The 25,429-nt window shown below is 43.0% G+C and carries 16 protein-coding genes, 4 tRNA genes and 1 pseudogene; 12 read left to right on the top strand and 9 right to left on the bottom strand.

Features of this window, described 5'->3' with window-relative positions; genetic code table 11:
• The first annotated feature begins 7 nt into the window (after window positions 1-7).
• Window positions 8-1,076: pseudogene (locus tag K0I62_RS09145) on the top strand (IS630 family transposase).
• 118 nt (window positions 1,077-1,194) lie between these two features.
• Here the strand turns inward: K0I62_RS09145 and rplT are convergent.
• The 4 genes from rplT to thrS all read right to left on the bottom strand — a co-directional run bounded on the left by rplT (window position 1,195) and on the right by thrS (window position 4,327).
• Entirely contained in the window at window positions 1,195-1,554 is a 360-nt protein-coding gene (gene rplT, locus K0I62_RS09140; protein WP_011865827.1) for a 50S ribosomal protein L20, read from the bottom strand.
• Between the two features lie 18 nt (window positions 1,555-1,572).
• The gene (gene rpmI / locus K0I62_RS09135; RefSeq protein WP_011865828.1) at window positions 1,573-1,767 is read right to left on the bottom strand and encodes a 50S ribosomal protein L35; all 195 of its coding nucleotides are present in this window, start codon (window positions 1,765-1,767) and stop codon (window positions 1,573-1,575) included.
• Window positions 1,768-1,852: 85 nt separating this feature from the next.
• Entirely contained in the window at window positions 1,853-2,395 is a 543-nt protein-coding gene (gene infC, locus K0I62_RS09130; RefSeq protein WP_258405145.1) for a translation initiation factor IF-3, read from the bottom strand.
• Between the two features lie 3 nt (window positions 2,396-2,398).
• Entirely contained in the window at window positions 2,399-4,327 is a 1,929-nt protein-coding gene (gene thrS, locus K0I62_RS09125) for a threonine--tRNA ligase (protein ID WP_220071125.1), read from the bottom strand.
• 854 nt (window positions 4,328-5,181) lie between these two features.
• On the opposite strand from thrS, the gene K0I62_RS09120 reads away from it, so the two are divergent.
• Window positions 5,182-5,382, top strand: coding sequence for a CPXCG motif-containing cysteine-rich protein (locus tag K0I62_RS09120; protein WP_220071124.1), 201 nt, complete (start codon window positions 5,182-5,184; stop codon window positions 5,380-5,382).
• Window positions 5,383-5,388: 6 nt separating this feature from the next.
• On the opposite strand, the gene K0I62_RS09115 is transcribed toward K0I62_RS09120, so the two are convergent.
• Window positions 5,389-6,000, bottom strand: a complete 612-nt coding sequence (locus tag K0I62_RS09115) for a riboflavin synthase subunit alpha (RefSeq protein ID WP_220071123.1) — start codon at window positions 5,998-6,000, stop codon at window positions 5,389-5,391.
• An 86-nt stretch (window positions 6,001-6,086) separates the two neighbouring features.
• On the opposite strand from K0I62_RS09115, the gene K0I62_RS09110 reads away from it, so the two are divergent.
• The 8 genes from K0I62_RS09110 to K0I62_RS09075 all read left to right on the top strand — a co-directional run bounded on the left by K0I62_RS09110 (window position 6,087) and on the right by K0I62_RS09075 (window position 11,914).
• A complete protein-coding gene (locus K0I62_RS09110) occupies window positions 6,087-7,394 on the top strand; it encodes an MATE family efflux transporter (RefSeq protein WP_434086844.1) in 1,308 nt (435 codons plus the stop codon).
• 167 nt (window positions 7,395-7,561) lie between these two features.
• Window positions 7,562-7,638: transfer RNA gene (locus K0I62_RS09105), tRNA-Val, on the top strand.
• A 42-nt stretch (window positions 7,639-7,680) separates the two neighbouring features.
• Window positions 7,681-7,757 (top strand) — tRNA-Met (locus K0I62_RS09100).
• Between the two features lie 19 nt (window positions 7,758-7,776).
• Window positions 7,777-7,853 (top strand) — tRNA-Val (locus K0I62_RS09095).
• Between the two features lie 48 nt (window positions 7,854-7,901).
• Window positions 7,902-7,978: transfer RNA gene (locus tag K0I62_RS09090), tRNA-Met, on the top strand.
• A gap of 703 nt (window positions 7,979-8,681) precedes the next feature.
• Entirely contained in the window at window positions 8,682-9,551 is an 870-nt protein-coding gene (locus K0I62_RS09085) for a poly(ethylene terephthalate) hydrolase family protein (RefSeq protein ID WP_220071121.1), read from the top strand.
• Between the two features lie 128 nt (window positions 9,552-9,679).
• Window positions 9,680-11,260 (top strand): carboxylesterase/lipase family protein, encoded by a 1,581-nt coding sequence (locus K0I62_RS09080; RefSeq protein WP_220071120.1) that lies wholly within the window; start codon window positions 9,680-9,682, stop codon window positions 11,258-11,260.
• Between the two features lie 141 nt (window positions 11,261-11,401).
• A complete protein-coding gene (locus tag K0I62_RS09075; RefSeq protein ID WP_220071119.1) occupies window positions 11,402-11,914 on the top strand; it encodes a DUF3237 family protein in 513 nt (170 codons plus the stop codon).
• Between the two features lie 91 nt (window positions 11,915-12,005).
• Here the strand turns inward: K0I62_RS09075 and K0I62_RS09070 are convergent, their stop codons facing one another.
• Both K0I62_RS09070 and K0I62_RS09065 read right to left on the bottom strand, forming a co-directional pair.
• The gene (locus K0I62_RS09070) at window positions 12,006-12,947 is read right to left on the bottom strand and encodes an SMP-30/gluconolactonase/LRE family protein (protein ID WP_220071118.1); all 942 of its coding nucleotides are present in this window, start codon (window positions 12,945-12,947) and stop codon (window positions 12,006-12,008) included.
• 232 nt (window positions 12,948-13,179) lie between these two features.
• The gene (locus K0I62_RS09065) at window positions 13,180-16,563 is read right to left on the bottom strand and encodes a LamG-like jellyroll fold domain-containing protein (RefSeq protein WP_220071117.1); all 3,384 of its coding nucleotides are present in this window, start codon (window positions 16,561-16,563) and stop codon (window positions 13,180-13,182) included.
• A gap of 361 nt (window positions 16,564-16,924) precedes the next feature.
• On the opposite strand from K0I62_RS09065, the gene K0I62_RS09060 reads away from it, so the two are divergent.
• Together K0I62_RS09060 and K0I62_RS09055 are read left to right on the top strand one after the other, a co-directional pair.
• Window positions 16,925-19,648 (top strand): TonB-dependent receptor, encoded by a 2,724-nt coding sequence (locus tag K0I62_RS09060; RefSeq protein ID WP_220071116.1) that lies wholly within the window; start codon window positions 16,925-16,927, stop codon window positions 19,646-19,648.
• A gap of 103 nt (window positions 19,649-19,751) precedes the next feature.
• On the top strand, window positions 19,752-21,716 hold the full coding sequence (locus K0I62_RS09055) for a glycoside hydrolase family 97 protein (protein WP_220071115.1): 1,965 nt from the start codon (window positions 19,752-19,754) through the stop codon (window positions 21,714-21,716).
• A 635-nt stretch (window positions 21,717-22,351) separates the two neighbouring features.
• Here K0I62_RS09055 and K0I62_RS09050 read toward each other — a convergent pair.
• Together K0I62_RS09050 and K0I62_RS09045 are read right to left on the bottom strand one after the other, a co-directional pair.
• Window positions 22,352-24,229 (bottom strand): family 43 glycosylhydrolase, encoded by a 1,878-nt coding sequence (locus K0I62_RS09050; protein WP_220071114.1) that lies wholly within the window; start codon window positions 24,227-24,229, stop codon window positions 22,352-22,354.
• Window positions 24,229-25,281 (bottom strand): arabinan endo-1,5-alpha-L-arabinosidase, encoded by a 1,053-nt coding sequence (locus K0I62_RS09045; RefSeq protein ID WP_434086843.1) that lies wholly within the window; start codon window positions 25,279-25,281, stop codon window positions 24,229-24,231. Before K0I62_RS09045 ends, K0I62_RS09050 begins: the two co-directional genes overlap by 1 nt.
• Between the last annotated feature and the right edge of the window lie 148 nt (window positions 25,282-25,429).

Below are 25,429 nucleotides of genomic sequence, written 5' to 3'. Positions count from 1 at the left end.
ATCTAATATGCGCACCAACCTTAACCCGTATTCCAAATTGAAAACTTATAGTGCCGAAGAGCTTTTAGCTTTATCTAGAGCAGAAAAAGAACCTCGTAAACGTATGCGATTACTTGCCGTCGCTCTCTTCCTCGAGGGAAATAATCGTACTGATGTCGCCTTGAGGCTCAAAGTTGCCCGCGCTAGCGTCAACGCTTGAGTAGCTAAGTATCTTGCCAACGGTATCAAAGGGTTGGATGCTAAGAAAAATAAGGGACGTGATAGCTACTTAACCTCAAGTCAAAAGCAGCAACTCAGTGCCTACATAGAGGAACAATGCTCGAGTGATTCAGGTGGAAGACTGACAGGTGATGCGATCCTAAAATATGTCAAATATCACTTTAATGTTGATTACCATCCAAACGCGATTTACAAATTACTGAAACAATTAGGTTTTAGTTGGATAACGAGTCGTTCAAAACATCCTAAGCAATCAATAGAAGTCCAAGAGGCTTTTAAAAAAGTTCCAACTGGAAACGATCCTTAACATCCCTGGTAGTGTGGCGCTTGAGCGAGTTGATATCTGGTTTCAAGATGAGGCCCGCTTCGGGCAGCAAAACACGACCACACGTTTATGGGCAAGAAAAGGCACTCGTCCTCGCGCTATACGCCAGCAACAGTTCGAATATGCGCATTTCTTTGGCGCTGTTTGTCCGCAAACAGGCGATACTGAAGCGATGATCGTTCCTTACCTAAGCAAAGACGTCATGCGTCAGCATCTATCACTGATAGCACAAAGGACAAAACCAGGTAGGCATGCCGTTGTTGTCATGGATGGTGCAGGTTGGCATACAGCAGATCTCGCAGATGAGTTTAACAACCTTAGCATCATCAAATTACCGCCATACTCCCCTGAACTAAATCCGATAGAGCAAGTATGGAGTTGGTTACGGCAGCATCATTTAGCTAATCGCAGCTTTCAAGGATACGATGATATCGTTGCAGCCTGCTCTGATGCTTGGAACAACTTCATTAGCGATACGAAAAGAGTGATGTCTTTATGTCGTAGAGAGTGGGCAATAATGACGAAGTATTAAGATGGAATGGTATTACAGGCTAAGCCTAAATGATGATAACCACCTACTGAAGTAGGTGGTTTAGGGCTGAAAATAAAAAAAGGGACCCTAAGGTCCCTTTTCAAGCAATACATACTAATTACTTAGCTAATGCTTCTTTTGCTTTTTCAACTAAAGTTGCAAATACAACTTTGTCGAATACAGCGATGTCAGCCAAAATCTTACGATCGATTTCGATAGACGCTTTCTTAAGACCGTTGATGAAACGGCTATAAGACAGACCATTTTGACGAGAAGCCGCATTGATACGTGCAATCCATAGTTGACGGAATTGACGTTTCTTCTGGCGACGGTCACGGTAAGCATATTGACCAGCTTTAGTTACTGCTTGCTTAGCAACACGGTAAGTACGTGAGCGAGCTCCGTAATAACCTTTAGCTAGTTTAAGTACTTTCTTGTGACGAGCACGAGCGGTTACACCACGCTTAACTCTAGGCATTGTTCTTTACTCCTCTAATTAAGCGTATGGTAGTTGACGTGCGATTGCTGGCACATCAGACTTTGCAACTAAACATTTTGCACGTAAGTGACGTTTACGCTTAGTGCTCTTCTTTGTCAAAATATGACGTAAATGGGCTTGCTTGCGCTTAAAACCGTTAGCGGTTTTCTTAAAACGCTTTTGTACACCCTTGTCTGTTTTCATTTTAGGCATTGCTAAAACTCCGCATTGGGACATTAATAAAACGCAAGGCGAGCAGAGCCCCTAACAGGTCCCTGCTACTTTTCTGGTTGCCTTACTATTTCTTTTTCGGCGCAAGAACCATTACAGCTTGACGACCTTCCATTTTTGGAAAAGCCTCCACAACTGCAATCTCTGCCAAATCATCTTTAATACGATTCAAAAGATTCATACCAAGACTTTGGTGAGCCATCTCGCGACCACGGAAACGCAGCGTTACTTTCGCTTTGTCGCCGTCATCAAGAAAACGCTTCAGGTTGCGTAGTTTTACCTGATAGTCGTTTTCATCAGTACCGGGACGGAATTTAATTTCCTTCACCTGTACGATTTTCTGCTTCTTCTTTTGTTCTTTTTGAGATTTTGCTTTATCAAAAAGAAACTTTCCGTAGTCCATGATGCGACATACAGGAGGCTCGGCATTTGGGCTGATCTCCACGAGATCAACACCAGCTTCATCAGCGAGTTCTTGCGCTTCGCTGAGGCTAACAATACCAATTACTTCACCATCTAACCCACTCAAACGTACTTCTGATACACCTACAATGAGTTCGTTAATTCTGTTTGCCGCTGCTTTGCGCGCATCTGTTTTTTTGATCTTTATGACCTATTCCTCCAACATATTTAGACTACGGAGCGAAATTTGTTCTTTAACTTTGGCCGCGAAATCTTCGATTCGCATTTTGCCAAGGTCAACACCATCTCTGGTTCGCACCGCTACTTCCCTATTTTCCATTTCTTGATCACCAACGACCAATAAATAGGGAACACGCCTTAGGGTGTGTTCGCGTATTTTAAAGCCTATCTTCTCATTCCTCAAGTCTTTAGAGGCACGAATTCCAAGATCTTTAAACAAATTGACCACTTCGTCAACATATTCTGACTGTTTATCGGTAATATTCATCACGACGGTCTGCACAGGTGCCAACCATGTCGGGAATTTACCAGCATACTCTTCAATCAAAATACCAAGGAATCGTTCAAGCGACCCTAAAATTGCACGGTGGATCATTACCGGTGTTTGACGACTATTATCTTCTGCAACATAAGTTGCACCAAGACGACCTGGTAATGCATAGTCCAATTGAACTGTTCCGCACTGCCATGCTCTGTCTAAACAATCATGAAGCGTAAATTCAATTTTAGGTCCATAAAAAGCGCCTTCGCCAGGTAAGATCTCATATTCGATCTCATTTGACTTTAATGCGTCCATCAACGCTTGTTCAGCACGATCCCACATCTCATCATCGCCGATACGTTTCTCTGGACGAGTGGACAGCTTAACCACGATGTCTTTGAAACCAAATGTTTCATAAGTATCGTAAACCATCTTAATACAGCCACTCACTTCCTGTTGAACTTGCTCTTCAGTACAGAACACATGAGCATCATCTTGGGTAAAGCCGCGAACGCGCATCAAACCATGCAGCGAACCTGACGGCTCATTACGATGACAGCAACCGAACTCTGCCATACGTAGTGGTAAGTCTCTGTAAGACTTAAGACCCTGATTAAAGATCTGTACATGACCTGGGCAGTTCATCGGCTTAACCGCATATTCACGGCTTTCCGAATGTGTAGTGAACATGGCTTCTGAATACTTATCCCAGTGACCACTACGCTCCCACAACACGCGATCCATCATTAACGGACCTTTTACCTCTTGGTAAGTGTATTGGCCAAGTTTTTGGCGAATAAACTTCTCAAGCTCTAAGAAAAGGCTCCAACCGTCATTATGCCAAAACACCATTCCTGGCGCTTCTTCTTGCATATGGTATAAGTCGAGTTGCTTACCGATCTTACGATGGTCACGTTTAGCAGCTTCTTCTAAACGTGTAAGATGGGTTTTTAATGCTTTTTTATCAGCCCAAGCCGTACCGTATACACGTTGCAGCATCTTATTGTCTGAATTACCGCGCCAATATGCACCAGCCACACTCATTAACTTAAAATGGTGACAAAACTTCATGTTAGGAACATGAGGTCCGCGGCACATATCGATATATTCTTCATGGTGATAAAGCGCTGGGGAATCATCTTTACTGATGTTTTCATCCAAAATCGCCATTTTGTAAACTTCGCCACGAGATTCGAATGTATCACGCGCTTCTTGCCAATTGACGACGCGCTTAACCACCTTATAGTCGGTTTTAGCTAATGCGAGCATACGCTTTTCAAGCTCAGCGATATCCTCTTCGGTCAATTTGTGGTCGAGGTCGATATCATAATAGAAACCATTATCGATCACTGGACCAATTGCCATTTTAGTTTCAGGCCACATCTGCTTGATTGCATGGCCTAATAAATGGGCACATGAGTGACGTAATATCTCAACGCCCTCTTCATCCTTGGCAGTGATAATTGAAAGCTCAGAATCGGTTTCAATAAGATCGCAAGCGTCTTTTAGCTCACCATTAACTCTACCCGCGATACAGGCTTTTGCCAGGCCAGGACCAATATCAGCAGCAACATCGAGAGTAGAAACAGATTCAGCAAATTCACGTTTGCTGCCATCAGGAAGTGTAATTACAGGCATGAAAATTCCTTACCCAGTGGTGACCCCCACGTAGGGCCACTTGGTTATTTAGTAAAAAGAAAATAAACATATGAAGAGCAAAACATTACTGAAGTTTTGGTATTCCCCAATGCTGGCTGTCATTCTAGGGGTCTAGACGGTAAATCGCAAGGAATAAGCACTCGACATCACGGATTATGGCAATTAATTAGAAACCCACTTTGTCATCGTTTATTAATTTGAGTGTCATAGACTAAGTGTCATAGATAAGTCATCGACTCACTTTAACCTAGCGACAACTTAATCGAAGCGCATAAAACATGTTAACCGCAGCCCTTTCGCTACCCAAGGCTGCCGACTAAATCATAAAATTATCACGGTTTCATTAACCAAAGCGCATTAATACCACAAACTTTTAATAAGCAAAATTTAGAAGCGGAACTTGATCATCAGTTCAGTAAAGAGTTACTGAAACTGCATAAGCACTCGGGTGATGAACTAAGTAACTATAAGTAACCTTGAGTAACTATAAGTAACGAGTTACTTATAGTTAGCAATACAGGGCTACTACCTGTCTAATACAACCTGCCTTATTAGGCTCCATCTAGATAAGCTATCACATGGGCATAGACTATACTCTGTATCAAGGGCAGCATTTAGCTAAGTTCAATAATCTGACCTCGATAATCACCTCAATGGACTTTTACAAAGCACTATGTTTTTGATCAGCGGAAGAAAAGTGATTTAACGTCAGCGACATGGAAGATGAGGAAACCTCCTCCAATGCCTTTTTAATTGATGCCTTTATCCTAAGAGTCAACACGATGTCTATTGACGAAAATTAGAAGCGCAATAACATATCAAGGAGCCGACAGATGAATATCATTAACAAAGTGATCCACTGCCCTCACTGTGGACATCACCAACACATCAATATCGATCTTTCTTGTGGCGACCAAGACTATTACGATGACTGCAGAATATGCTGCAATCCTATCCATATGCGGACCCATATCGATCCCCAGCATCAAAAAGTCGAACTCTATATTGATGCTGACGATGAACAGGTCTATTAAAAGCAGTTAAGCAAAGCGTTTTGCTAACACACGCTCTACTGTATCGACTATCGCTTGAGTTTGGCTATCAATCTCAATATTTAATCTATCGCCAACTTTACATTCGCTCAAGTTTGTCAACGACAAGGTTTCCGGGATCAGGTGCAGTTTAAAGCCGTTATCAGATACTTCGCCAACGGTTAAGCTACAGCCATTAACCCCAACAAACCCTTTGTATAAGATGTAATTCATCCACTTAGGTTCAACCTTTAAACTTAAGTCGTAATGGCTATCGGTATCACTTACCTCTATCACCGTGGCTTGAGCATGGATATGACCAGACAGAATATGTCCTCCAATCTCACTACCAAAAGTCAGTGACCGTTCAATATTAACTGACGAGCCAACCTTCAATTGACAAAGATTGGTCACGCTTAAGGTCTCTTCCATTACATCGAAAAACACCCTATCATCGACAATCTTAGTTACAGTTAGGCAGACCCCATTGTTCGCGACACTCGCTCCCGTAACTAATCCGTCTTTAAGATGGGGCGGTAACGCAATTTCAATCGTGTTAAGTCCATCATTTTTAGTTATTGCCACAACATTAGATGTAGCTTGAACAATACCTGTAAACATATATTACTCGCTTTATTAAGGCTTCTTTCATGAATCAATTCGGCTTTCAAGCCAAAAAGCTCGTCCAATTAGCGTTACCTGTACTCATTGCCCAAGTGACTCAAACCTTGATGGGCTTTATCGATACCGCAATGGCAGGCAGAGTGAGTGCTGTCGATATGGCAGCTGTCGCAATAGGTGGAAGCTTATGGCTCCCCGCATTACTGTTTGTGCAGGGACTATTAATGGCCTTCACACCGGTTTTCGCACATCATCATGGCGCAGATGATCAAAAAGCCATTCAGCCTATCGCATTTCAAGCCGCTTATATTGCCATAATTGGCAGTGTAATAGTGATCTCCTTTCTGCTTTTTGCGCCACAGATCTTTAAAATGATGGATCTTGAACCTCGCTTAGCGGCATTAAGTGTTGAGTACCTTTATGGTTTTGCATGGGGGGTTCCCGCTTTTGTGCTTTATCAGGTATTACGAGGATGTAGTGAAGGGATCTCTTACACGCTACCGACGATGGTCATCGGGTTTGTTGGACTTGCAGTCAATATTCCAGCCAACTATATCTTTATATATGGCCATTTCGGTGTTCCTGCAATGGGAGGGGCGGGATGTGGTATCGCAACCGCATTAGTTTTCTGGGCAATGCTCATTGCAATGACTATCTATATGCAACTGCATTCACGCTTTGAACAATTAGCTCCATTCAGTGCACTGCACCTACCCAATTGGTCCACCATCTGGACAATGACCAAACATGGTTTGCCTATCGCAATGGCGCTGTTCTTCGAGGTCAGCCTGTTCGCCATTATTGCATTACTGCTCGCGCCTTTGGGCGCAAATGTCGTTGCCGGTCATCAAATAGCCCTCAACTTCTCTTCGATTGTATTTATGTTGCCGCTGTCAATTGGCATCGCGGTATCGATACGAGTGGGGTACTACCTAGGACAAGAAAAGGAAATTGTCGCAAGACTCGTCACTAAGGTGGGATTAACGATAGCGTTTTCTTTAGCCTTAATGACCGCCATCATAACCGTAGCCTTTCGGACTCAGATCGCACTGCTTTATAACAATAATCCTGAAGTGGTCACCCTTGCGGGGAGTTTAATGTTTTTAGCTGCACTGTATCAGCTATCTGATTCAGTGCAAGTCGTCGCAGCAGGTGCGTTACGAGGCTATAAAGATACTCGTAGTGCATTTTATATTACCTTGGTCTCTTATTGGGCCATTGGCATGGTATTGGGATACATATTGGCGCAAACTAACCTTATTGTGCCAGCGATGGGCGCCCACGGTTTTTGGATAGGACTTATTGCTGGACTGACCTCGGCTGCAATGCTATTTGCATTGCGTCTTAAGTACATCCAAACCCATAGATCCGCCATTAGCCAGTTTGAGCATTAACTCAGGCAATGACAAGATGATGGTGATTAGGCCACCATCTTGGAGGATAAAACAACAAGTTGCACAGCAAATCACCGCTTAAATAAAAAGTTAACTTTTTTACTTGCAACAACAGTAAGATCCCCCTTAATATAGCGCTCGTTCGATGGCAACAGCCAAACAACAGTACAACCGTAGCTCAGTTGGTTAGAGCACTACCTTGACATGGTAGGGGTCGGTGGTTCGAATCCACTCGGTTGTACCAATTCTTAATAGCAGAATTAAAAAAGCTAAGTTCAAATACGGACGCGGGATGGAGCAGTATGGTAGCTCGTCGGGCTCATAACCCGAAGGTCGTCGGTTCAAATCCGGCTCCCGCAACCAATTTTGAATAACAAATTATACAACCGTAGCTCAGTTGGTTAGAGCACTACCTTGACATGGTAGGGGTCGGTGGTTCGAATCCACTCGGTTGTACCAACTTCTTTTATAGTCGAAGTAAAAAAGCTATAGCGACTTAAATACGGACGCGGGATGGAGCAGTATGGTAGCTCGTCGGGCTCATAACCCGAAGGTCGTCGGTTCAAATCCGGCTCCCGCAACCAATTTATATTTTTAAGTCATAAGCCAGCGAAAGCTGGTTTTTTTGTACCTCAAGTTCTTCTTACAGTCATTTAATTTGCTGACTTGAGTTCTTATATGTACAAAATTGGCCCTGCCACTACTCCCAACCTTCCCCCTAGCCTTTTACATCGACTTGTACATTCAGTTATTTGGATTAGTTAATGATGCTTAATACCAATTAGTATAACGATGTGATCGCTCATGGAGCATTGGCCATGCCGATGCAAGACCGCTAATGACTCCTCGGCTCAAGTCTCCTCGGTAACCGCTCCAACCTACCCTAACTCCTAACTCCCTATAGTCGTCCATAAAACTAGTCGTCCATAAAACGCATTCACAATGTTCGGCCTCCATAAACGAGGGAATGCCTTAAGTATCAAGGGACATGCAAGACCTTGTTGTTTGCAACGAGATTAAACACAGTCCCTCTATGTTAAAGCTCGTTAATACTGCACCGGATGCGCGAAATGTGTAAACATCACACCATTTGTAATACAATATGGCTTTTGATTATGAGGTGATATATAAATAAACATAATCTGGATTGAAAAAGGCGTTAATCCTGAGTGTAAGGTAAATCACAAATGCTTATTGGATCCTTTTGACAACCATAGGTTGCCCTATGCCCAAGGTCAGCATTTTTGAAAAATAGGATTTTAAATATGGTTATTAAATGGAGCTAAGATGAAAAAAAATTTCGTATTACTAATGTGCCTCATCCCTAGCCTTTGCTTTGCAAAAATTGAACGCGTCGAGACGATAGACAACGGTGGGACAGGCGACTACAAAGCAATAGCGGTAACAGAGTCGACATTAAAAGATTATGTTATCTATCGGCCAAAAAATATTGCTCTCGCTGCCGAGAAGGAAGGTCCACTTGCGGTGATGGTATTTGCAAATGGCGGATGTAATGACACTTCATTTCCCTTTAAACGTATGCTGTCAGAGATAGCTTCCAAGGGATATCTCGTCATAGCCTTAGGCTCAATGCAAAGCAGTTTAGATGACAGGCCGCTAAAAAAAGCCCCAAATGAGATGATGCCTAAAGCTGTAGATTGGCTTGCCAGTCAACAAATGAATGAAGACAGCGAATATTTTCAAACCGTTGATATTAATAAGATTGCCTTTGCAGGCCAATCCTGCGGCGGCGCCCAACTTCTTGCGGTCGCAGCGGATCCTAGGATCAAAACGTACATGATGTTCAACTCTGGTATGGGCGACATGTCAATGGCGGCAGCGAGTCGAAGTTCATTATCCTCGTTGCATGCACCGATCATTTATTTGGTTGGCGGTGAATCCGACATTGCAACGTCTAATGCCGAGCTCGATTACGACCGCATCAATCATGTGCCCATTGCTTTTGCGAACATGCTTGATGGTGGACATTCTGGTACATACGAATCTCCTTATGGCGGCTCATTTACCCGAATGGCCCTTAAGTGGCTTGATTGGCAACTCAAACAAAAAAACAAAAATAGTCAGGTGTTTTTAGAAAATAATTTAGAAGAATTTGACGGCTGGACCATGAAGGCTAAACATTTTATTGGAAGTTAGCACCAAGACAAGTGTTAGCGCTCCCGCTGTTAAATTACCTGCGCCAGTCATTACTGCGCAATATGCGGATCGTTAACCACCTGCTACGCTCCCAAACAACTCATACTTGCAAAAATATGGATATTTAGATGAATAAACTCACGACTATATTCACAGTTACCTTGATGTCACTATTGACGATTTATACTGGCGTCGTTAAGGCTAACACTATGGAGAAAATTACCGTCGAACAGGGCGTACTCCAAGGGAAAATCGAAAACAACCTCGCGATATTTAAAGGTGTCCCATTTGCTAAGCCGCCAGTGGGGGAGCTTCGTTGGAAGGCCCCGCAACCTGCGGAGCCATGGGATGGTATAAAACAAAGTTTCGACTATGCGCCCGCGCCAATACAAGCAGGAAATCCTCCTTCAGGTAAAAGCGAAGACTGCTTATACTTAAATATTTGGACTCCAGCACGCTCGGCTGATGAAAAGTTACCCGTATTAGTGTGGATTTATGGCGGTGGATTTAGTTTCGGCTCCTCTTCAGACCCCATTTTTGATGGACGTAACTTAGCGAATAAAGGCGTTATATTAGTGACGATTGCCTATCGAGTTGGGCAGTTAGGCTTTTTAGCGCATCCTGAATTATCTGCAGAAAGTCCTCACCATGTATCTGGCAATTATGGGTTGCTCGATCAAGTAGCAGCGCTTAAATGGCTACAGAAAAATATTTCAGCCTTTGGCGGTGATGCGCAAAACATCACTATTTCTGGCGAGTCTGCAGGAGCAATATCCGTAAGCATGTTGGCCGCCTCCCCTGTTGCTAAGGGACTATTTCAAAAGGCAATATCGCAAAGTGGAGGCTCATTTGGCCCCGCTAGAACGACTAACTATCCTGGCGAGAATATGTCACTGTTGAGCCAAGCAGAAGCCGAAGGCCAAGATTATGTAAAACATTTTGGCGCGAGCTCAATTGCAGAACTTCGAAAAATGCCTGCAGACAAATTTATTCCAGCAGGATGGTCGTTACCTGGAGGATGGCCAGTCATTGATGGACATGTCATACCTGATGATCAATATAAAATGTATCAACAAGGTAATTTCAACGATGTACCTGTACTCATAGGATATAATTCTGACGAAGGTGCAAGTTTCATGTGGAATAACGATGTTAATCAGTTTGTTCAGGGAATAGAAACGCGCTTTGGAAAGTTTGCACCGAGCCTATTAAAAGCCTACCCAGTGGATAAAGACAAGATCACCAGAAGTGGCAGGAACTTAATCCGCGATGTGGCTTTTGGCTGGCAGACTTGGAGTTGGGCGAGATTACAATCAGATAAAGGTCAGGCGCCAGTTTACCTTTACTACTTCGATCAGCATATTGATCATCCAATAGGTTCACCCAACTTTGATCACGGCTCACCTCATGGGCAAGAAATTGCTTATGTTTTCCAAAACTTTAATCGTGCAGACCCCTCGCTAACGAAAACCGATTTTAAGCTATCGGAGTCGATGGCCACTTATTGGACCAATTTTGCTAAAAATGGCAATCCAAATGGCTCAGATCTACCAAATTGGCCGGCCTTTAGCGATTCAAACCAAAAAGTGATGTATTTTCAGCAGCAACCTAAAGTGGGTCCCGTTCCCGATAAAAAATCACTCGAAGCACTTGATCAATACTTTGAGTGGCGCCGAACGCCAGAAGGTGAAAAGTGGGCCAATGAGTAACGCTCATTAAAGTTAACTATCGACCAACTCGCTGCGTAGATGTCGATGTTTAACGTTCACCAAATCCTCTTTAATAAGAAGGGACCGCAATATCGTCCCTTCTTATTAAGGAAGTATCATCAAAGGTTCAAACATATCAACATGAAAAAATTAACTAACTACATCGTCACATTGTGTTTTATTGCAACATCTATGGGTCAATGTATCGCTCAAGAGCAACCGCCGAAATCTTTAAATGCTGAACTTTGCTTTACCATTGAAGCCAATATTGGCGAAACGATTGTCATGGGGGACAGCGTCGACGGAAAACGCTTATCGATACCGATCACAGGAGGACGCTTTTATGGTGACAAATTAAAGGGAAAACTGCTTGCAGGCGGCGCAGATTATCAAGTTATTCGTAATGATGGCGTAACCTCTTTGCATGCTGTCTATATGATGCAAACCGATGACGGTATATTAATCAATGTCATAAATGATGGGTTGCTGGTACCTCAAGCGGAAGATCAGGCGTTTTATTTTCGCACATCCCCCCATTTTATCGCGCCAAAGGGTGACTATGACTGGTTAAACAAGGCCATTTTTGTGGCAGGCGTTCGAGGTGATGCTCACAAAAAAAATACGGTTTATATTGATGTCTATAAAGTGAATTAATGCACATCGGTTGTATGACAATCCACCTTACGACCGATGAAGATATCCACGACTTGCTCAAACATCGTGATAACAAAGAATTGAGCGAAACTTATAAACGTGATTTCGATAGGTAACGATTAGCCGCTAATCCATTAATGCCATGTAACTGATAAATAAATAGATCGCCAGCTTGAGGCTCAAGCGTTAACTGCTGATCTGACAATCCGTGCTTAGCACTGGTGATGATTAACCAATCGAGATTTTTACCGCCAAACGCGACACTGGTAGGGTTACTCACAGGAAGCGACAGGCTAATATCTATATCACCATCTGGCGTATAACGAACAATTTTGCCTCCGCCCCACTGTGCATTCCATAGATAACCGTCTGCATCGACCTCTGAACCATCGGGAAAAACATGACCCTCTGTCGTAGCAAAACAACAAGGGGTCTTCAATGCTACCGCTTCGCTATCAAAATCAAAACGAGTGATCTGCTGCTTGGTAGAATCAGCATGATACATATATTGACTATCCGGACTCCAACAAAGGCTGTTAGCAGTACCAATACCGGTTAACATCTTTTGGCAACGCGCATAATGATCAACACAGTATAGTGCACCTAACGTCGCTATCGAGGGTTCAGAATCAAAGGCGCTCATCACATGTCTGCTGTGTTCATCCACCATAGTACCTGCCCAAAATCGTCCTTGGCGATCGACTCGACCATCATTAAAACGATTACAAGGTAAATGTTCTTCTGGCTCGGCTAACCACTCAATCTCTGCACTGTTAAGATCATATAAAGCAATGCCTCTATCAAAAGCAACAATTAAACGTGGGTCATCTTTAATTAGCGCAAAACATCCCACTCTATAGGGCATTGAATACGCTTTTAACTGTTTAGTGTCGATCATATATTGGAAAATTGATGCGTCTTCGATATCGGTCCACCAAATAGATTGAGTTTGCTGATCCCAAAAAACACCTTCACCTAGCGTATTTCCGGCCTTAACCGTTGTGATCAAGCTGCCTATTGTTACAGAGGTCATCGTTAGCCTTTTTATCATGGTCATGAGCTAAATGCGCTGCCTAATATAACAAGTAGATCGATGAAACACGAGTGGCTATTTCGAGCTTTACACATTGTTTATTTGAGATTTTATGCCCTGCTTAATTAATCAATCGATCATATAGCTGCTCAAAAAGTAAAAAAGCCAGCGAAAAATCGCTGGCTTTTTGTGATGTAGACACCTCAAACAGCGTGACTACATAAATAACAATTTATTGAGCTTCATTAAATAATTCGACTACATATTCCGCTGTGATAGCTTCATCGTAGAATTTGAGTTCATCGATAGCACCAACAAACGGTGTATCCCAGAAGTTAACTCCGATAGCAAACTTGGTCGTAGGAACAGAGAAGACGTCTGGGAAACTCTCACCAGAGAACTTTTCTTCACCATTAATATATATTTTGATGTTACCGTCGTTGACGCTATAGGCTAAATGGGTCCATTCACCTGTTGGCATCACATAATCAGTTTTTCCATCAAACCAAGTTTCACCAGACCACACTACCATTTTCTCATAGTCATTTTGACCACCAGGTAACACACTCGTCCAGCTGGTATTACTCGCATAACCAAATAATGCAGTAACATACTTGTCTAGTTGAGTAGGATTCAACCACATCGACACAGCGTAGGTATTATCTTTGATCAGGTTATCCGGTAACTCAATGCCCGATGTACCATCGAGTACTACCGCTTTGCCCACGGCACCATCTTCGAAGGTAACACTACCACCTTCAACACCAATTTTATCACCTACGAGGTTGCCCGCACCAAAATTAGCGCTAACATCTTTAAGGTCATCTTCGAAGCTGAAGATTGCAACAGGTGTTGGCGGCGCTTTAGACTTAACGGTTGCGGTAAACACTTTCGTGCTCATCTCACCAGCCAATTTCAATGTCGCCGTTAACGTCACCTGTTTATCGGTTTCCTCACGTCCAGGCAGAGTTACCTTACCCGTTTCGCTAATAATGGTAGGCTCTGACGATGTCCATACGATGGAAGCGGCATATGGTCCCGTTATCGGCAGATCTAGATCTTCTTTTACCGCCGTTAAATCGCCAAGATCTAAAATTTCAGTCGCGGAAGCCAATAATTCGCTATCTGGTAACTTATCAATGTCAAGCGCTTTAACTTCATCGGCCGTTAAGCTAGCTTCATATACGTTAAACTCATCAATCAGACCATTGAAAGGTGTATTCCAGTAGTTAACACCGAGGGCAAATACGCCTTCATTCCCGGTAAAGAAATCCCTTAAATTACCACCACTGAATTTCTCGACACCATTGATATAAACTTTCACTAACCCTTTATCAAAGGAGAATGCCATATGGGACCAGCTATTCTCAGGAATTCGTTCTTCAGCAGAGCCATCAAACCAGACACCATCTCGGGTATTATTGCTCCACAGCATAGTATTATCATCCCATGACTGAGGTACAAAGCTTATCCAATTATCTGATGTCTTATCATCAGATTCGTCAACGTCATACTCATCGACCGCACCGAAAAATGCCGTTGTGTACTTGGTGTTCACTGTAGGGTTAGCCCAAAATGAAACGGTATATTCATTGCTAGAGATAAGTCCTGATGGCAATAACACACCGTGAGCACCATCAAGTGACAATGCTTGTCCGTCGAACCCTATAGCATATTCAATGTTATCTGCTGTTTTAAATAATCTATCCCCAGTAGGTTGACCATCGTCAAACAATCCGAGTGAATCTTCTAAGCTGTTATCAAAACGATAGTTAGCAATACGGTTATAAATCTGTCTTGCTAATACAGTCACCTGATAGGTTTTAACAACCTGTTCACCATTTACCATAATGGTAGCGGTAAGTGTCACCACTTGGTCGCCTTCACCCGCATTAGGACGAAGAACTTTACCGTCGGGCCTGATAACTGCATCATTACTTGATGACCAAGTAATGGTCGCCCCTCGAGTTGCCTCGGTTGGCAAAGAGATGATACCGCCTTTAATTTCACTAGGAATGGTGATGCTCGAACCAATATCTTCTAATACTTCAGATGTTGACTTATTCTCAAGCTGAGAACCCCAAACGGTAACACCATCATCTGATAACGCGCTAAATGTTGGTACCAGCTTTTGTAACTGCTCATCCCATTGCCAAGCGAGAACCCCCTCAAAAATACCCGTTTCACCAAGGTCGAGGGTAATGCGGTTCGGCTCATTCTCATACATGAGATAAGTCCCGCTCACGGCGCCTTTAACTAAACGATCTTCAGTCAAGCTAATATAAACGGACTGTTTAGCCGTTTTATTGGTATCTTTCCCTAAATTAATAAAGCGATAATCGCCAACTAAATCAACACCATCGACAATATTATCTCCATCAATCGGAGCATAGCGTTGAGGAGAAGCAATTAGCCAACCATCGGCGTTAACAAACATCTCGTGAACACGAATTGAATGTTGCTCATCACGATTAGGAAAACGAGTATGAGTGATCAGTAGATGCTTGCCAGTCTTCTCATCATAATATGCGGAGTTATGCCCAGGAGAAAGGTAACCATAAGAGTCTCCCACATCACCGGTTTTCGCTACAAACTCGAAACCACCCATCAGCTTGTTACCAAAACCTTCGGGTGAGTCATAAACGGTACTCATATCATTGCCTGCGGCATCAATATAAGGGCCATCGGGGTTTACAGAGCGAGATACACGAATATTGTAACCACCGTTAGCATCATAGCCGCCGATAGAAGTGAATAAGTAGTAGTAATCTGATTCAGGGCTATAGAGAACATATGAGCCTTCATTGGCATGGAAGTTACCGCCAGTCAGACGTTTACCATAGCCTTGCCCTGGTAATGGCATCGCAGTTTCTTCATCCATTTTAAGAATGAAAATACCACCAGAATATGAACCATAGCTCATCCATAGCTGACCATCTTTATCATAAAAAACATCAGGGTCGATAGCGTTAGGCATGGTAGCAGGATCGTAACTGGTCACACCTTCAGGGCCTTTACCATCGGCGATATCTTGATCAGTCATGCCTGAACGAAGAAATACGCCTTTATTGACATAAGGACCTTCAACATTATCAGCAACTGCGACACCGATAAATGAACGGTGATGACAAATTGCTTCATCTGCATTATCTGGGTTGTTACACCAGTTGTAGTAGAAATAGTACTTTTCATCTTTTAACTGAATGACATCTGCAGCCCAAGAACCTTTAAAGTAAGGCCCAGTCCATTCGAAGGCATCAGCCATCTCGGTAGACATGGTATCAAACAATGGGTTTTGATCAGTGGCATCGTTGGCAATACGCTCAACATCATTATCAGTACGAGTAATGTAGCTCCAATTCATCAAATCAATAGATTTAGCGGCTGCTAGGTGAGAGCCAAATACATAGTAGGTATCACCAGACTTGACCACTGATGGATCGTGAACCCCAAGGTCATTAAAAGTTAAAAGGTCTTTATTAATTGTAGGATCAGGAAATTGTGGAATTTCTGCAATAGGATTTGGCGGCACCCCCCCCGACTGCCCATCATCACTTCCACAACCAGCTAATGCTATGGCCCCAACCATAGCTAACATCAACTTATTCAATTTCATTTGCCTTTTTCCCCAAAGATAAATAGGCCATAGGCCTTTTTTGTTATGTATAAAAATGTCTATGGCGGGTCACTAAAGAACAGGAATTTGTATAAACCGAGGCCAAAAACAGCCCAAATCATCATACAATACTATTTAACAAATCAGTAAAGACTTTTAACAAATAAAGCAACAAAATAAAATGAAAATATGGACTGTTGTTCAAAAAAATGATCGACGCCACAATTAATGTCACACCAAAAACTATTTATTGACAGCCTATTAGTCATACAATAGCATTATTAATAACATAGCAACAAAATCTTTACTGAACCGTTATATCTATAATCAATGAAGTAATTGTACTTTGGGGGCTTTACACATGTTCAAACGCACATTAGTTAGTATGGCTGTAGCTTCATCGCTACTTATCACACAACAAGTCTACGCAGAAGAAGAGGTAAATACTGATGACATTGAAGTCATTCAAGTTACTGGTATCCGAGGAAGCTTAAATAAATCGATATCTTTGAAAAAAGAGAACGTGCAGGTTGTTGATGCAATCGTTGCAGAAGATATTGGTAAATTCCCAGACAACAACGTAGTAGAAGCACTACAACGTGTTACAGGGGTTCAAACGACTGACCGCAACGCTGGTGAAGTTAACACTGTTACCATTCGTGGTCTAACTGATGTAACCACAACCATTAACGGTCGCGAAATGTTTACCGCAGCCGGCCGAACCTTAGCAGTTGCAGATATTCCTGCGGCTCTACTTCAGAGCGTAGCAGTTTATAAAACCCGTTCAGCTAGCCAGCTTGAAAGTGGTATTGCGGGTCAATTAGATGTTCTTACTCAACGTCCGTTTTATTTTGACGGCGCAAAATTTATGATTAACGCCCGCGGCGTATATCAAGATCAAGCTGACAAAACCGATCCAATTGTTAGTGCATTATTGTCTAATCGTTGGGATACTGGACAAGGTGAGTTTGGCGCCTTACTAAACCTCTCTTATGCTCGCACAAACTACCGCGACCAAAGCGTAACAGCAGGTGCGGCAGTCCCATTTCGCGCTGATAACTTAGAACGAATGTTCCCTGATGGATATGGCTGGGAACCAGGTCTGGAAGGTGGTCTATCGACTACACCAGGTTCAACGATTACCGATTTAGCTACTGGTGAAGAAGTTGAATATTTACTCTCTCGTGATGCCATGTTCCAAAATGACTATACCGGTGAACGTGAACGTCCAGCAGTAAATTTATCGTTACAGTGGGCACCGAACAATACTTCTGAGTACGTATTTGAGGCTTTCTATAACGGTTATCGTAATGAAAGCCAAAATGACCTGCTGTTCTCGTTTGCTGACTGGTGGGGCAACCTTCCATCGACACCACCTGTAGTCTACGAAGGCACTAACATTATCAAGTCTCGTGGAATTGGATCGCCATATTCGTTCACTAGTGGTGATGTTACCAAGGAGACCACTGATAGCTACATGTTCGCCTTAGGCGGTAAGTGGGATGTTGGTGAAGACACTGTTATTAAGTCCGAAATCGTTTATCAAACCAGTGAGTTTGAAACTGAGTTCATGGCAATGCGTACTGATACTACGCTGCCTTATGTTGAATTTGATTTCAACGCTGACGATGGTGTACCTGCATGGGATGTTTTGGATCGAGAAGGTGGTCAATCAGTAGATCTAACAGACGTATCAATGTGGAATACTGCGCAAGTATATGATAATGGCGGGAAAAATGAAGGTGATGCGCTGACATATACTTTAGATGCTGATATTTACCTTGATAACGGCTTCTTCACTAGCGCAAAAGTGGGTATGCGTTATGACCTACGTACCGCCAAAGAGTATGCACGTGATGTAGAAGGTGAATATCGTTCTGCTCTAAGTTCACTTGATCCAAGTATGGTGAAGACCATTACTGACTTCTACGATGGTGGCGCCAGTGTGCCAACAAGTTGGGTTGGTATCAATGGTAAAGCACTGATGAAGAATCGTGACTTATATCGTGAACTGTCCGGCTTTAACGACCTAGTTCTAGAACAAACTTTTGACATTGAGCAAACCACTTGGTCACTCTATGCGCAAACTGACTTTGAAACAGAGCTAGGTGGAAATATTTTAGATGGTCAATTCGGTGTACGTTATGTTAACGCCGAAGCGGATATGACCTTCTTTAACATTGATGGCGGAGAAGGAGAAGAAGCATCCACCGATTCAACCAACAGTAGTAGCAAACTATTGCCAAGTTTGGTGCTGCGTTATTATATCACTGATGATTTAATCGCTCGCTTTGCTTACACAGAAACGTTGCGCCGTCCAGAATTCACCCAGTTAAATAGCTTTTTACGCCTTCGTGAAGACGTAACCAATAAAGGCTATGGTGATGGTTCTGGTGGTAACGCAAATCTTAAGCCTGTTGAATCTGTAAACTACGATTTATCACTTGAATATTACTTCGGTGAAGGTAGCTCTGTTTACGGTACCTATTTCTACCGTGATATTGAAGGTTTCGTATATGATTCACTTCGTCGTGTAACCGTTGATAATAAAGACTACATTGTGACCATGCCGGATAACTCATCAAACGGTGTGTTAAAAGGGTTTGAACTTGGTGGAGTATACTTCCTTGAGAATGTGCCAGAGTGGGCGGATGGTTTCGGCATCCAAGCCAGTGCAACTTTCCTAGATTCAAGCCAAGATCTTCCTGAGTATGCAGAAGATGGCTCTCTAATTGGTTACTCGACACGTGAAATGTTCGGTGTATCTGATACTTCATTTTCTGGTGTGTTAATTTATGAAAAAGAAGATTTCAGTGCCCGTCTGTCATATGTATGGCGTGATGCGTTCTTGGCTTACTATGAAGCACCTTCATTCGCGAACCCTCGTGGTGTATATCGTCGCCCAGAACAAAGCTTGGATTTCCAGTTTAGCTACGACATTACTGATGATCTAGTGATCAGCTTCGACGCGACTAACCTGACCAATGAAACGTTCCAGCAATACTATGAATATGAAGACCATTTCAACCTAAGTAACTCAATCTACAGCCGTACCTTCGGTTTAGGTCTACGTTATACCTTCTAATTAGTAAATTAGATACATAGTAAATTTAATAAAAGCTAATCATTTGATTAGCTTTTATTTTTTCTAGCTTCTGCAAACTATTTCCAGGCCACAAGGAGCCAGTATGAAGTCGATATTGCCAATGACATTGTCGTTACTTTGTTTAGCCGCCAACACCGCTTATGGCAACGATTATCAAGTTCACAGTCCAGATCAACAAATAGCCGTCACCATTAGCTTGAACGATAATCAACTCAGCTATCAAATTGATAAAAACAACGCCATTGTTTTAGCACCTTCGTCACTAGGGCTGAGCTTAGCTGATAGACATTTTTATCAAAACTTTACCCAGCTCACAGCCTCTGATATCAGCATAATCTCAGAAGATTATCAGCTGTTTACCGGCAAGCAATCACAAGTACACTATCAGGCTAATCAGCGCCAGTTTTATCTGCTCAATGATAAAGACCAAAAGTTAGCGATCACCTTCAGGGTCTCTGATGATGGCGTAGCCTTTCGCTATAGCGCGCTTGCAGATGAATCAGCAAGCGACAGCGACAGCGTCAAAACCATCACCAAAGAACATACCAGCTTCCAGCTTCCGAGCCATAGCAAAGCCTGGTTACAGCCTATCGCCGAAGCACAAACAGGATGGGCAAACACCAACCCTTCCTATGAAGAACACTACCTCATGGAGATAGATGTTGATCAACCTTCTCCCTCTCCTGCTGGTTGGGTATTCCCCGCCCTGTTTAATACTTCAAAAGCACAAATCGACGAAAAACAGCAAGTTTGGCTCGCCATTACCGAAGCAGGGGTTAAAAGTTATCACCACGCCTCTCGTCTTGAGGCACAATCGCCCAATGGCAATTATCACATCGGCCAACCTCAAGCGGCCGAAGTGTTCACCCATCAAGGATTGTTGACTACGGGAAAATTACCACTGGACACCCCTTGGCGGGTGCTAGCACTAGGTTCATTAGCACAAGTGGCCAATTCAACCCTAGGAACCGATCTGGCTGAGCCCGCTCAAACCTTTGCCACTAACTTCATCAAACCCGGTGTCGCGTCCTGGAGCTGGGGACTACTCAAAGATGATTCCATCACTTTCCCAGTGCAGAAACAATTTATCGATCATGCTGCCGACATGCACTGGCAATACGCCTTAGTGGATGTTAATTGGGATAAGAACATTGGCGATAAAAAGTTAGCTCAGCTGGTTGAATATGCAAACAGCAAACACGTGGGAGTATTTGTTTGGTATAACTCCTCGGGGGATTGGAACACCACGGAGTATAGTCCCAAGAGCCAATTATTGACGAAAACGACTCGTCAGAAGGCGTTTGCTAAGCTACAAGCTGTGGGCGTAAAAGGCGTTAAAATCGACTTTTTTTCCGGTGATGGTCAATCTATGATGCAGTATTATCACGATATTTTAGATGATGCAGCGAAATATCAACTGTTGGTCAATTTTCACGGCACCACTTTACCACGCGGTCTACAACGCACTTACCCTAACCTGCTCACGTCTGAAGCGGTAAGAGGCTTTGAGATGATCACCTTCTTCCAGAATGCCGCAGATAAACAAGCTAGCCACTGTGCGATGCTGCCTTTTGCCAGAAATTTGTTTGATCCCATGGACTTTACCCCAACAACATTTAATGAAATCCCTAGTATCAAACGTAAAACAACCAATGGGTTTGAACTAGCCTTACCCATTATTTTTATTAGTGGTATTCAACACATAGTCGAGACACCCGGTGGAATAAAAACGGTTCCCACCTATGTAAAACAGTTCTTGCGCCAATTACCAGTGCAATGGGATGAATCCCGCTATATTGCCGGTACGCCTGGTAAACTCGCGGTATTTGCCCGCCGCAGTGGCAACTTGTGGTATATCGCAGGTATTAATGGTGAAAACAGCGCTAAAACAGTTAACTTAGATCTCAGTTTTTTAGCGGGTAAAACTGCCTATGCCATCAAAAGTGATGGCGATCGAGGCTTTTCGGATCAAAACATCGTTATAACAACAACGACTAAAGTAACACTTGCTGGTAACGATGGATTTGTCATGCGTATAGAAAATTAATTAGTTTACCCAAACAAAACTCACCGAAGAAGCGATGTATATCATCGCTTTTTTATGTCTTATGCCCTCTGTAAACGCCTATATTAATCATTGCGATACCAATCAGTAAATATCAATCAGTATAAGAAAGTGATCTACTCAGCGTGTTTTTTGGCAACGAATTCAAGGCGAATGGATGAAGGAATGATTGAGGCCATTCAACGCAAAAGTAGCCAGCTAAAAACACACCTAACAGGCGAGTTTTAGCATTTTTGATGCAGTTAACGAGTTTGAGCCTAATTCAACGATGCTCTTCACTCGTTGCAAACAACAAGGTCTTGTATGTTCCCGATATACTTAAGACATTCCCTACATCTTTGGCGGTCAGATATTGTGAATGTCTTGAATGCATGACTGCATGGAGCCGTTAATGAGGAGCAATTAAAGATCTTGCCTCATCAGCGCTAAATTCTTGCTGAGCGATCACCTCTTTATGCAAATTGGTATAAGCCCCAAATTCAAGGCAAAAAAAAGCAGTAACCAATTCCCGGAGTTACTGCATAAAACGTCGAGCGATGGATGTAGCTCAACAAAATTGCCATAGAAGCGACCTATACTCTTATGGCAAAACACATGAACTGGGTTGAAGCAGTTATTTAATCCTTATTCACCTCTCTAAAGTAAAAACTTTGATAAATCGTATTCTTCCACACATCTTCAACGATGTTGTCGCCATTTGAATAGGATTCGCCCGACACTTTCATCGATGAACCACCTTTACGTGACACCACGCGTAAGGTGCCATTTGGCATATATTCACTGCGCCATTCCCCATCATCACTGGTACAGCTACCAAGGGTGAGGTTGCCTTTATCACTTACAAGACACTGACTGGCACTATTGAGCGACTGCAAGCGATAATAACCATCGGTTGTAGGCATCGCTTGCCATTGCTGACAGGCACTTCCCGTGTATTCATATTGCACAACATTGGCATTAGTGTTCTTATCACACTGCTCTGCAGTAACCACTCGACCACTGTGCGCATTAACAATAGCGAACTGTGATACCGGCTCTATGCGCCAATCGGTGCAACTACTGAGGCGATTATCACCCGCGGCGACATCGGCTCCCTTCTTACTGCTGCAGTTGTCAGCTTGAAGATTTTTTATCGATAGTTCATTAGCGAATCTAAACCAACCATCATGAGTTGCATCGACTGACCAGCGTTGGCAGCGAGAAGCTGTCCAAGGACCTGCATTTATGCCAGTTGCTTTTTCATCCTGACACTGCGGTTGAGTCAAAAATGTGCCATGTTCAGCGTTGGCTAAGCGATAAAGGCCTTCGTTGGTCGGATCTATCACCCAAGCGCTACCTTTATCGTCACAGTCACTGACAGTGACATTGCCCTTTTTATCCGTTACCACACATTGATTGATATCACGATTAACAATACGGTATTGAACCCCTTCCACTTTTGTTGTCAAAGGTCCCTTCTCACCGCTAGGTACAGGAATTTGCTGTTTATCGGCTTTGGGCTCACCAAAATTAGGCAGTCCATTTTCATCCCAAGTAAATGATTGTGCTCTCGCTGAACGAGTGCCGCTGCAACCATCGGTAGGCGATGAGTTACCGTGATAGATCAACCAATCTTCACTGCCGTCAGGAGAGGTGAAAAAGCCGTGATGTCCTGGTCCATATACGCCATTTCCTTTACTAAAAAATGGCTTGTCGTATTTAGTCCATGAAGCGGGATCGAGTGGATCTTCACCTGTTAATTCAACCACCGCGAGAGAATAATCCTCGGTGTTACAATAACTCGATGAATGAACCAAGAAGGTTCTGCCGTCACGTTTAATAATCTCAGGACCTTCATTAACATTAAGTCCTGATTTCTCCCATTCATAGATAGGCTTAGTGATCACCTTATGCTCACCAACAACCGTCCAAGGATTAGACATCTCGGCGATCAGGTTAACTTGATCGGCGCCATGCCATTCAGACCATAAAAAGTACAATTTACCCTGGTGTTCGAGGTAACTGCCGTCGATGTTCCAGTGATCTGGCATCGGCGTGCCTTTGAACTTGTAAGGACCCATAGGGTCACTACCTTCGCTTTCTAATATATGATTGCGTTGGCCATCAAAGTTTTCCTTCACGCCAGAGGTATAGATCACATACCAACGCAATCCCTTTTCTGTTTCCATAGGGTGAAACTCAAATGCCCAAAAATTGCAGCAACGAGATTTATCATCACCCGTCCAGATATTATGAGCTGGTGCATCAGCAAGGCCAGCAAGCGTTGGTGATTTACGCATCACTAACTCAGACGTCCACGTGGTCGTCGTTAAATAATAGTTACCATTAAAATAGTGCAACCAAGGATCGGCGCCATTTCTAAATAGTGGATTGGCAAATGTTGAGGCACTGATACTGGTTTCTTCTTGTATCTGCGGTGTAGCCGTTACAGCCGCACTAGACAAACAAGCTGCTATCGCAATTGCCGTCACCGATTTAGCGAGTATACGAGTCATTATTTATTACCTACTTGATTAATTAATACGCTCTGATATTCGTCCAGTGCTTTGGGATCAACGACTGGCCACCCTTTATCATCCCAACTTAGCTCTGCCATCTTTAATTTCTGCAATCCATTATCTGCAGACTCATAGGCATGAAACACTAGATAATCTTTCCCATCAAATTCATATACGCTGTTATGACCAAGTCCAGGCCAAGCTTTTGTGCCGTTAAGTAGTACACTTCCGCCGCCCTTAGCCATATCTTTGCCCTCTTTATCGAGGTAAGGACCAGACACCGATTTTGAACGACCAATGGCTAAACGATAAGTGCTATCATCTGCTCGGCAACATAAGCCGTAAGATACTATTAGGTAGTAATAGTCATCTTTTTTATAGATAAATGGCGCTTCGATCTGCGCAGGTCCTGCCGCAGCTTCATCTTCGAACGCTGGGCGGTCGAGCTTAGCTAAAGTATGCCACTCTTGCGGCTCGGCAATAGAGATCAAATCATCATTTAATTTGACCAACTTAAGTCCTGCCCAAAACGAGCCAAAGCTCATCCAAGGAGTACCTTGTTCATCGATAATGATATTAGGGTCAATAGCGTTCCATGCATCACGGTGCGGAATAGATTGCAATACAATGCCTTTGTCTTGCCAATTGTATTCTTTTGAAGTGGGATCTAATGTTTTATTAACCGCAACACCGATTGCAGAGGTATTTTTACCAAAAGCGGATACTGAGTAATAAAGATAAAACAACCCCTTATGCTCAAAAACATCGGGCGCCCATAAATGACCATTAAAGCCAGGGGCGATATCTCGTGCCCAGGTTGGTTCAGTATCGAAAACACGACCCGAACCTTTCCAATGGATTTTATCTGTAGATGAATAGATGGTGATACCTGGTCCTGTACTAAACAGATAATAGCTATCCCCCTCTTTTGCCATGACAGGATCGTGAATACTAACTTGAGTCGCACTCAAATTTGCGCTACAACCCACAAGCCCTACAAGCGTAAGACATTTTAAATGGCTAAGCGCTTTACTCGTGATATTTGACATAGATCGCATCGTTTCTCCCTAGTGCACATGCATCGATGATTTTGGCATTAATGCTATTGTATGATGATTGAGAATATCTTACTATCAATTTCACAATTAACAAACCCATCGCAGAAATTTAACAGTAAATTTGTGAGTAAGGTTATAG

Origin of the sequence: Shewanella psychrotolerans (assembly GCF_019457595.1) — a bacterium.
Classification (GTDB): domain Bacteria; phylum Pseudomonadota; class Gammaproteobacteria; order Enterobacterales; family Shewanellaceae; genus Shewanella; species Shewanella psychrotolerans.
This window is presented reverse-complemented; position numbering and strand designations above follow the sequence as displayed.